Annotated in this window: 6 protein-coding genes and 2 pseudogenes; 3 read left to right on the top strand and 5 right to left on the bottom strand. The window is 74.5% G+C overall.

Translation table 11 applies throughout. From position 1 onward, the window contains the following. Window positions 1–1,078: DNA-directed RNA polymerase sigma-70 factor (locus EAO77_RS10595; RefSeq protein WP_261993856.1), on the top strand; the 1,078-nt coding region annotated here is incomplete at its 5' end. A gap of 91 nt (window positions 1,079–1,169) precedes the next feature. On the opposite strand, the gene sucD is transcribed toward EAO77_RS10595, so the two are convergent. From sucD to EAO77_RS10570, 5 genes are all read right to left on the bottom strand, one after another. After that, window positions 1,170–2,054 carry a succinate--CoA ligase subunit alpha gene (gene sucD, locus EAO77_RS10590; RefSeq protein ID WP_147987755.1) on the bottom strand — a complete coding sequence of 295 codons (885 nt, stop codon included), beginning with the start codon at window positions 2,052–2,054 and terminating at the stop codon, window positions 1,170–1,172. 21 nt (window positions 2,055–2,075) lie between these two features. Continuing rightward, window positions 2,076–3,257, bottom strand: coding sequence for an ADP-forming succinate--CoA ligase subunit beta (sucC, locus tag EAO77_RS10585; protein ID WP_147987754.1), 1,182 nt, complete (start codon window positions 3,255–3,257; stop codon window positions 2,076–2,078). A 283-nt stretch (window positions 3,258–3,540) separates the two neighbouring features. Next, window positions 3,541–4,755: a VWA domain-containing protein gene (locus tag EAO77_RS10580; RefSeq protein WP_147987753.1), complete on the bottom strand. Its 1,215-nt coding sequence runs from the start codon at window positions 4,753–4,755 to the stop codon at window positions 3,541–3,543. Beyond that, window positions 4,752–7,244 carry a DUF5682 family protein gene (locus EAO77_RS10575; RefSeq protein ID WP_222723651.1) on the bottom strand — a complete coding sequence of 831 codons (2,493 nt, stop codon included), beginning with the start codon at window positions 7,242–7,244 and terminating at the stop codon, window positions 4,752–4,754. Before EAO77_RS10575 ends, EAO77_RS10580 begins: the two co-directional genes overlap by 4 nt. Next, window positions 7,241–8,353 carry an ATP-binding protein gene (locus tag EAO77_RS10570; protein ID WP_147987752.1) on the bottom strand — a complete coding sequence of 371 codons (1,113 nt, stop codon included), beginning with the start codon at window positions 8,351–8,353 and terminating at the stop codon, window positions 7,241–7,243. Before EAO77_RS10570 ends, EAO77_RS10575 begins: the two co-directional genes overlap by 4 nt. A gap of 340 nt (window positions 8,354–8,693) precedes the next feature. Between EAO77_RS10570 and EAO77_RS39915 the strand changes: the two are divergent. Together EAO77_RS39915 and EAO77_RS39910 are read left to right on the top strand one after the other, a co-directional pair. After that, window positions 8,694–9,084: pseudogene (locus EAO77_RS39915) on the top strand (SWIM zinc finger family protein); the annotation flags it as partial. Next, a pseudogene (locus tag EAO77_RS39910) lies at window positions 9,074–9,505 on the top strand (hypothetical protein); the annotation flags it as partial. The pseudogenes EAO77_RS39915 and EAO77_RS39910, both read left to right, overlap by 11 nt. Between the last annotated feature and the right edge of the window lie 57 nt (window positions 9,506–9,562).

Below are 9,562 nucleotides of genomic sequence, written 5' to 3'. Positions count from 1 at the left end.
CGCCTCCTCGGGGGTGAGGGGGGCGGGGTGTGCCCCGCCCGCCGGCGTCGTCTCCGTTCCGTTCCCCGGCGCCTCGTCCGCCGGCGCGGGCTCGCCGGAGGCGCACGCGGACACCGCCCTCGACACGCCGGCCTCCCCGCCCAAGGCGCCCCTCGGCAAGGGCGCGGGGCACGCTCGCGCCGGGGCGGTCGAGCCGCCCGGCGAGCCCGCGCCGGCGGACGAGGCGCCGGGGAACGGAACGGAGACGACGCCGGCGGGCGGGGCACACCCCGCCCCCCTCACCCCCGAGGAGGCGTTCGACCTGCTCTACACCCACGCCGCGGCGGACCTCGTCCGCCAGACCTTCGTCCTCACCGGCCGTCGCCGGCTCTCCCACGAAGCGGTCGAACGCGCCTTCCAGCTGGCCTGGCACCGGTGGCCCGAGGTCGCCACGGACCGCGACCCGGCGGGCTGGGTGCGCGCCGCGGCGTACGAGTACGCGATGTCCCCCTGGCACCGGCTGCGCCCCGTGCACCGTCACCCCGACGAGCCGCCCGCCGAGCCGGCCCGGCGCGAACTGCTCGCCGCACTGCACGCGCTGCCGCCCGCCTACCTGCGCACCCTGCTGCTCTACGACGGGCTCGGGCTCGATCTGCCCGAGACGGCCGCCGAGACCGAGGCCAGCACCCCCGCCGCGGCCCACCGCGTCCTGCACGCACGGGAGGCCGTGGCCGGACAGCTCCCCCGCCTGGCCGGCGAGGACGCGCTCCAGGACGAACTGCGCGCGCTCGTCTCCGGCGGGCCCGACCCCGGCCCGTCCCCCGCGCGGGACGTGCGCACCGGATGCGAACGGCGCGCCGAGGTGTGGACCAGGGTCGTCGTCGTCGCCACGGCCCTCATCGCGGCCGCCACGGCGCTCGCGCTGCTCACCTCACCGGGGCACTACGAGCCGCCGATGCCGCCCACGCGGCAGGTCGAGGGCGTCCCGGCGCCGCACAACGGACCCCAGCGGCTCACCGCGGAGGACCGCAAGCTGCGCGACCGGCTCGCCGCCGAGCCCGCGGCCGGTCCGGAGCGGCTCCTGCCCGGCCTCGGCTGAACCAGCGCCGCGCACGCGTGAGGGCCCGCCCCCGTGAACCGGGGGCGGGCCCTCACGCGTGTCGGGAACCGTGCGGCACCCGGTGCGGACGTCAGCCCGCGAGGATGGCGCGCGCCAGCTTGGCGGTCTCGGTCGGCGTCTTGCCGACCTTCACGCCGGCGGCCTCCAGGGCCTCCTTCTTCGCCTGGGCGGTGCCGGAGGAGCCGGAGACGATGGCGCCGGCGTGGCCCATGGTCTTGCCCTCGGGCGCGGTGAAGCCCGCGACGTAACCGACGACCGGCTTGGTGACGTTGGCCTTGATGAAGTCGGCCGCACGCTCCTCGGCGTCGCCGCCGATCTCGCCGATCATGACGATCAGGTCGGTCTCGGGGTCGGCCTCGAACGCCGCGAGGGCGTCGATGTGCGTGGTGCCGATGACCGGGTCGCCACCGATGCCGACGGCGGACGAGAAGCCGATGTCACGGAGCTCGTACATCATCTGGTAGGTCAGGGTGCCCGACTTGGACACCAGACCGATGCGGCCGGGCTTGGTGATGTCGCCCGGGATGATGCCGGCGTTCGACTGGCCCGGCGTGATGAGGCCGGGGCAGTTCGGGCCGATGATGCGGGTCTTGTTGCCCTTGGACGTCGCGTACGCCCAGAAGGCGGCGGAGTCGTGGACGGCGATGCCCTCGGTGATGACGACCGCGAGCGGGATCTCGGCGTCGATCGCCTCGACGACGGCGGCCTTGGCGAAGGCCGGCGGGACGAAGAGGACGGAGACGTCGGCGCCCGTCTTCTCCATCGCCTCGGCGACGGAGCCGAAGACCGGTACCTCGGTGCCGTCGAAGTCGACGGAGGTGCCGGCCTTGCGCGGGTTCACGCCGCCGACGATGTTGGTGCCGTCGCCGAGCATCAGCTTGGTGTGCTTCATGCCCGTGGCACCGGTCATGCCCTGGACGATGACCTTGCTGTCCTTGTTCAGGAAGATAGCCATGGTTCTACAGTCCCTCTTCCCTTACTTGGCCGCAGCGGCGAGCTCGGCGGCCTTGTCGGCCGCGCCGTCCATGGTGTCCACGCGCTGGACCAGCGGGTGGTTGGCGTCGGAGAGGATCTTGCGACCCAGCTCCGCGTTGTTGCCGTCCAGACGGACGACCAGCGGCTTGGAGACCTCCTCGCCCTTCTCGGCGAGCAGGGCGAGAGCCTGGACGATGCCGTTGGCGACCTCGTCGCAGGCGGTGATGCCGCCGAAGACGTTGACGAAGACGGACTTGACGTCCGGGTCGCCGAGGATGATCTCCAGGCCGTTCGCCATCACCTGGGCGGACGCGCCGCCGCCGATGTCGAGGAAGTTGGCCGGCTTCACGCCACCGTGGTTCTCACCGGCGTACGCGACGACGTCCAGGGTCGACATGACCAGACCGGCACCGTTGCCGATGATGCCGACCTCGCCCTCGAGCTTCACGTAGTTGAGGTTCTTGGCCTTGGCGGCAGCCTCGAGCGGGTTGGCTGCGGCGTGGTCCACGAACTCCTCGTGACCCGGCTGACGGAACTCGGCGTTCTCGTCGAGCGAGACCTTGCCGTCCAGCGCCAGGATGTCGCCGCCGGCGACCTTCGCGAGCGGGTTCACCTCGACGAGGAGCGCGTCCTCGGCGATGAAGGTGTCCCACAGGGTCACGAGGACCTCGGCGACCTTCTCCGCGACCTCGGCCGGGAACTGCGCCTGGGCGACGATGTCGCGGGCCTTCTCGATGGTGACGCCGGTGTTGGCGTCGACCGGGACCTTCGCCAGCTTCTCGGGGGTCTTCTCGGCGACCTCCTCGATGTCCATGCCGCCGGCGACGGAGGCCATGGCGAGGAAGGTGCGGTTGGTGCGGTCGAGGAGGTACGAGACGTAGTACTCCTCGACGATCTCCGGAGCGGTCTCCGCGATCATCACCTTGTGGACCGTGTGGCCCTTGATGTCCATCCCGAGGATGTCCGTCGCCCGGGCGACGGCCTCGTCCGGGGTGGCGGCCAGCTTCACGCCGCCGGCCTTGCCGCGGCCGCCGACCTTGACCTGCGCCTTGACGACCGACTTGCCGCCCAGTCGCTCCGTCGCCTCGCGCGCCGCCTCAGGCGTGTCGATGACTTCACCGGCCAGCACCGGTACACCGTGCTTGGCGAAGAGGTCCCTCGCCTGGTACTCGAACAGGTCCACGCGCGTCCGTCCCTTTTCTGATGATCGCGGTTCGTTGTCTGCGTGGGCAGTGCCGCGAAGGGCAACGTGACGAGCGCTGTCACAAGGGAGGCACACACGGTGTCCGTGGGCGCGGCATGTCCGCCTGGCAGGTTATCCCCGCATTGCGCGGGTCCCTAAATCGCAGATCACACCTGGGCGGTGATTACGGTCACAGGCCCCCGCCTCACCTGCGTGGACCGCGGGCTGTGAGCGGCGGCGCACCGTGGGGCACGGCGCGGGGTCACCCGCGCCGTGCCCCTGGTCAGGCCGGGGCCGGTATCGGCAGGGGGCGCTTCTCGATCGCCGCCGCCATGACCTCGGGGAAGAGGTCCGGTGTGCAGGCGAAGGCCGGCGCGCCGAGGGCGGCCAGGGCGGCCGCGTGGTCCCGGTCGTAGGCGGGTGCCCCCTCGTCCGACAGTGCGAGCAGCGCGACGAACTGCACGCCCGCCGCCTTCATGGCGGCGACCCGCTTGAGCATCTCGTCGCGTATGCCGCCCTCGTAGAGGTCGCTGATCAGCACGACGACCGTGTCGGCGGGGCGGGTGATCCGCGACTGGCAGTAGGCGAGCGCCCGGTTGATGTCCGTCCCGCCGCCGAGCTGCGTGCCGAAGAGCACGTCCACCGGGTCGTCCAGCTGGTCCGTGAGATCGACGACGGCGGTGTCGAAGACGACCAGCCGGGTGGCGAGGGAGCGCATCGACGCCAGGACCGCACCGAAGACGGACGCGTGGACGACGGACGCCGCCATGGACCCCGACTGGTCGACGCAGAGCACCACGTCCTTCCTCACCGACCGCGACGCGCGCCCGTAGCCGATGAGCCGCTCGGGGACGACCGTGCGGTACTCGGGGAGGTAGTTCCCGAGGTTCGCCCGGATGGTGCGGTCCCAGTCGATGTCGCGGTGCCGGGGGCGGCTGATCCGCGCCGAACGGTCCAGCGCGCCGGTCAGTGCCGACCGCGTACGGGTGGCGAGCTTCTTCTCCAGTTCGTCCACGACCTTGCGGACCACGGCCCGTGCCGTCTCCTTCGTCGTCTCCGGCATCACCTTGGTGAGGGAGAGCAGGGTGCCCACGAGGTGCACGTCCGCCTCGACCGCCTCCAGCATCTCGGGCTCCAGCAGGAGCGCGGACAGACCGAGCCGGTCGATCGCGTCGCGCTGCATCACCTGGACCACGGAGGCGGGGAAGTAGGTGCGGATGTCGCCCAGCCAGCGGGCCACCGAGGGCGCGGACGCGCCGAGGCCGGCCGACCTGCCGCCGCCCCTGCCCTGGCCGGCGGGGCGGGCGCCGTAGAGCGAGGCGAGGGCGCCGTCCATGGCCGCGTCCGTGCCGGTGAGGGCGAGGCCCGTGCCGTCCGCGGCGTCGCCGCCGAGCACCAGGCGCCAGCGCCGCAGCCGCTCGTCGTGCGCGTCCGGCGCGGTCCCCGCCGTGCCGGCCCGACCGGTCTCGGCCGTCGGGGCGGCCGGGTGCGTGGTCATCGGGTCACTCCCGCGAGGTCGTGGTGGCGGACGCCGGAGCCGCCCGCGGCGCCGGGTCCGGCAGGGGCATCGGGTCCGGCGGGGGCATCGGGTCCGCCGGGGGCATCGGGTCCGCCGGGGGCATCGGGTCCGGCAGAGGAGCCGGGTGCGGCAGCGGCATCGGCGCCCAGCAGCAGACGCACCACCGGCAGGACGGCGTCGGCCCGTGCCTCGTCGAGGCCGGGTCCGAAGCCGGGGGCCGCCGGTACCGGAGCCGCCGTGCCCGCCGTGGCGGGTCCGCGGCGCACCAGTTCGCCGAGGGTGCGGCGGACGCCGGGCTCGTACGCGGAGAAGGTGCGGCGCAGCAGGGGCAGCACATCGGTGAAGGCGTGCGCGGGCACGCCGGTCAGCCAGGAGTCCACCAGCCCGAGCAGCCGCTCGTCGTGGACGAGCAGCAGTCCGCCGCCGGACTCGCCGCCGACGAAGCCCTCGATCCAGGCCGCCGCCTGCGCGGGCGGCACGGCGGGCGAGAGCGCGAGCCCCATCAGCCGGGCCGCCTCGTCCTCCGCGAGCTGCCCCTCGTCCAGGAGCAGCCGTGCCGAGCGGCCCCGCACGACGCCGGGGACGGTGTCCCGGGCGGCCAGCCGGCGCAGCACGTCGCGCCAGCGGCCGGTGATCCCCGCCGCACCCGGCAGCAGGGCGACGGCCGCGTGCACGCCGTCGATCAGGCCGCGCATCTCCGCGGCGGCGTCGCCGTCGAGGCCGGTGCAGGCGGGGGGCAGTCCGACGCAGATCCGCTCCGCGATGCCCGCCGCCACCTCGCCGAGCGCCGTGGTGTCGGTGGACCGGACGTCCCCGTAGCGCAGGGAGCGGGCGAGGGCGGGGAGGGCGCGGGCGAGGTGGCCGACGTCCGTGTCGAGCGCCGCGCGGTCGGCCAGCGCCGCCATCACCACGGGCAGGGCGTCCGGCAGCCCGGCCAGCAGGCACTGCTCGGCCAGGGCCGTGACCTCGCCGAGGGACCCGGCGGACGCCGCATCGGACCGGGCCTTCGCCGTCGCGGCGGCGAGCACCGTGGTGCCCCACACACCGGCCTCGGCCACCCTGACGAAGAGCTCGGGCTCCCAGCGCAGCCGCCATGTCTCGCGGAAGGTGCCCGTGCTGCCGCGGCCGGCGGCCGGCTCTCCCCAGCCGATGCCGAGGAGCCGCAGCCGGTGCAACAGCAGGCTCCGGCCCGCGTCGCCGTCCTTGCGCAGGTCGAGTTCCCGTTCCCGTTCCGTCGCCTCCGGCTTCAGCCGCAGGCCGCGCTGCTGCCGGGCGAGGTCGCGCTGGAGGGGCACCGCGGGCGCGGCGTCGGGCACCTCGCCGAGCACGTCACCCACGACGAGCCTGTCCCACACCAGGTCCAGCGGTACGTCGGAGCCGTCGCACATCACGGCGCGCACGGCGTCGGTCGTCTCGCCGAGGCCGGGGAGGGGGCGGCCCCGGACGACCGCGAGGGTCTCCGCGAGGCGGACCGCCTCGATGACGTGCGCGGAGGACACGAGGCGGTCCTCCGCGCGCAGCAGCCCCGCGACCCTGGTCATCCAGCGCTCGACCGGCCGGTCGGGGACGTCGAAGAGATGGCCGTACCAGCCGGGCGAGTCGATGCCCGCGCCGTATCCGGAGCGACGGGAGAGCCTGCGGTGCGTCCACGGCACCCAGGTCGTCTCCGTCCTCACCTTCGGCAGGCCCTTGAGCAGCGCCTTGTCCGCTGCGACCGTCCTGCGCTCGGCGAGGGCCGGGACGTGCCATGCTCCGCACACGACGGCGATGCCGTCGCCGAACTCCTTGCGCGCGGCCCGCAGTGCGAGCCGCATATGGGCCTCGCGGACCAGGTCCCGTTCGTGTCCCCCGTGCCCGTAGGTCTCCCGCAGGGCGGTCATGGCCTCCGCGAGCGCGGCGAACGGGGCGAGGGCGTCGGCCGGGCCGTCGCCGCCCCGGTGCTCGACGGCGTCCTCCCACCAGCGCTCGGGGTCGTCGTAGCCGGCGGCGTCCGCCAGCACCCGGATCGGGTCGATCCGTACGGCGGGACCGCCGGTGCCGGGGGCCGTCCCCCCGTCGGCGCCGCCGTCCGGTGCCGCTCCGCCGGGCCCGCCCGCGGCTCCGTCGTCGTCGCCTGCCGCGGGGGCCGGGGCGTCACCGGACGGGTCCATGGCGAGGGAGTGCGCGGCGGGCAGGTCGATGAAGCGGACGGGCACCTCGTGGGCCAGGGCCCAGCGGACGGCCACCCATTCGGGGCTGAAGCCGGCGAAGGGCCAGAACGCCGAGCGGCCGGGATCGTCCACGGCGTGGGCGAGCAGGGCGACCGGGGGCCGCATGTCCTCGTCGGCCGCCAGGTGCAGCAGCCCGTCGCCCTCCGGGGGCCCCTCGATCAGGACCGCGGCGGGGGCAGCCGCGTCGAGTGCCGCACGGACCGCACGGGCCGATCCCGGACCGTGGTGACGGACCCCCAGGAGGAGGGGGCCGGTCATGCGCTCACCTCGCGGCAGGCGCGGTAGAAGTCCTTCCACCCCTCCCGCTCGCGCACCACGGTCTCCAGGTACTCCTGCCAGATCACGCGGTCGGCGGCCGGGTCGCGGACGACCGCGCCGAGGATCCCGGCCGCCATGTCCTGCGGGCGCAGCACGCCGTCGCCGAAATGCGCGGCGAGCGCGAGGCCGCCGGTGACGACGGAGATCGCCTCGGCCGTGGAGAGCGTGCCCGAGGGCGACTTGAGCTTGGTGCGCCCGTCGGCGGACACCCCGTCCCGCAGCTCCCGGAAGACGGTGACCACCCGGCGGATCTCCGCCAGGCCCTCGGGCACGGCGGGCAGGTCGAGCGAGCGCCCGAGCTGGTCCACCCGGCGGGCGACGATGTCCACCTCGGCGTCGGAGGTGGCGGGAAGCGGCAGGACGACGGTGTTGAAACGCCTGCGCAGCGCGCTGGACAGGTCGTTGACCCCGCGGTCGCGGTCATTGGCCGTGGCGATCAGGTTGAAGCCGCGGACCGCCTGGACCTCCTGGCCGAGCTCCGGCACCGGCAGCGTCTTCTCGGACAGGATCGTGATCAGGGTGTCCTGGACGTCGGCGGGGATGCGGGTCAGTTCCTCGACGCGCGCCGTCATGCCCTCCGCCATGGCGCGCATGACGGGACCGGGCACGAGGGCCTCGCGGCTGGGCCCGTCGGCGAGGAGCCGGGCGTAGTTCCACCCGTAGCGGATGGCCTCCTCGGGGGTGCCCGCCGTCCCCTGGACGAGCAGGGTCGAGTCGCCGCTGACGGCGGCGGCAAGGTGCTCCGACACCCAGGTCTTGGCGGTGCCCGGCACACCGAGGAGCAGCAGCGCCCGGTCGGTCGCCAGGGTGGTGACGGCGACCTCGACGATCCTGCGCGGGCCGATGTACTTCGGGGTGACGACGGTGCCGTCGGCGAGGGTGCCGCCGAGCAGATAGGTGGCGACGGCCCAGGGCGAGAGCCGCCAGTTGGCCGGGCGCGGGCGGTCGTCGTGCGCGGCGAGCGCCTCCAGTTCGGCGGCGAAGGCGTCCTCCGCGTGCGGCCTCAGGGCCTCGGCCGGGCTGTTCGCGGCAGTGGCGGACACGGTCATGGATCCCCCTCCAGATCGTTCGACCCGATGTGGGACCACCGTGCACCACGCCACTGACAATCGGCCGTCGTCGCAGGTCACCACCGTGCAGACGTCCTGTGGAGGGGAGTTGGGAAGCGGCACGGTGCCGGCCGGCGACTCGCCGATGCGGCCGCCGGCGGTCGTGAGCCCTCCCCGGTCCCCTCCGCGAGCACCTTGCGCGGGCGAAGCGGTTCGTACGGGACCTCGGTTCCCCACGTCCGGCAGGTCCCACCCGTGCGGAACGCCGGCAACGACCACCTCCCCCCGGCGAGTTCGCAGGTCGAAGCGATTGTCAGTGGCCGGGCCTAGCGTCGTACCCATGCTGCGAATCAACGGGGACCCCGCGATTACGGGAGCGCGCTGGACACCGGAACAGGTGCTCTCCATGGCACCTGACGCCGCGTCACGCACGGCGGGAGCCGGACTCTCCACCGCCGGGCCGTGGTCGGGCGCGGGCTCCGACGGCGCGGGGGCCGTCTGGGGTCTGTGCAAGGGCAGCGGCAGCCGTCCGTACCGGACCGTCGTGGACCTCACCGGCCCCGCCTTCTCGTGCAGTTGCCCGAGCCGGAAGTTCCCCTGCAAGCACGCCGTCGGCCTGCTCCTCCTGTGGTCCCGGGACACGGCGGCGGTCGGCCCGTCCGACGTCCCGGACTGGGCCCAGGAGTGGCTGACGGCCCGGCGCGGGCGCGCCGCCGCCGGCCCGCGGCCCCGCCGTCGGCCGGCCCGGGCACCACGTCACCGGCCGAGCGGTCGAAGCTCCTCGCGACCCTGCCGGAGGAGGAACGGGCCGGCTGGGTCGCCGAGTTCATCGCCGCCCACGGGCTGTCGGAGGCCTTCCAGCTGCTCGGCGTCTGCGCGGTGCCGTGGGCCGGGCCCCTGGGCCGCGCCGTCGTCGACGCCCTGGACATCGCCCGGGACGCCGGCAGCTATCCGTGGAGCTTCAGCGGCGTGATGGGCCTGGCGGAACGCTGTCTCGATCCGTCGGAGGCCGCCCGCCTGGAGATCCTCACCGCGACCCCCGACGAGCCGGAGGACGCGTCCCCGGGGGCGGGCGGCTACTGGTCGGAGGCGTTCCAGCGTCTCGTCTCCACCCTCCGCCTGCGCGCCACGATGCACGCGGAGCTCGGCTGACCGCCGGGGCGCGTGCGGGAGGGCTCGTGCCACCGGGTGTCCGCCGTGCCCGGCACC

The organism is Streptomyces sp. T39 (genome assembly GCF_008042045.1).
In the GTDB taxonomy this organism is placed as follows: domain Bacteria; phylum Actinomycetota; class Actinomycetes; order Streptomycetales; family Streptomycetaceae; genus Streptomyces.
Note: the sequence above shows the minus strand (reverse complement) of the source record. Positions and strands in the feature narration are given on the sequence as shown.

Excerpts from the sequence above, each read along its gene's own strand:
- sucD (WP_147987755.1), bottom strand. The coding sequence starts at position 2,054 with ATGGCTATCTTCCTGAACAAGGACAGCAAGGTCATCGTCCAGGGCATG.
- EAO77_RS10575 (WP_222723651.1), bottom strand. The coding sequence starts at position 7,244 with ATGACCGGCCCCCTCCTCCTGGGGGTCCGTCACCACGGTCCGGGATCG.
- EAO77_RS10570 (WP_147987752.1), bottom strand. The coding sequence starts at position 8,353 with ATGACCGTGTCCGCCACTGCCGCGAACAGCCCGGCCGAGGCCCTGAGG.
- EAO77_RS10580 (WP_147987753.1), bottom strand. The coding sequence starts at position 4,755 with ATGACCACGCACCCGGCCGCCCCGACGGCCGAGACCGGTCGGGCCGGC.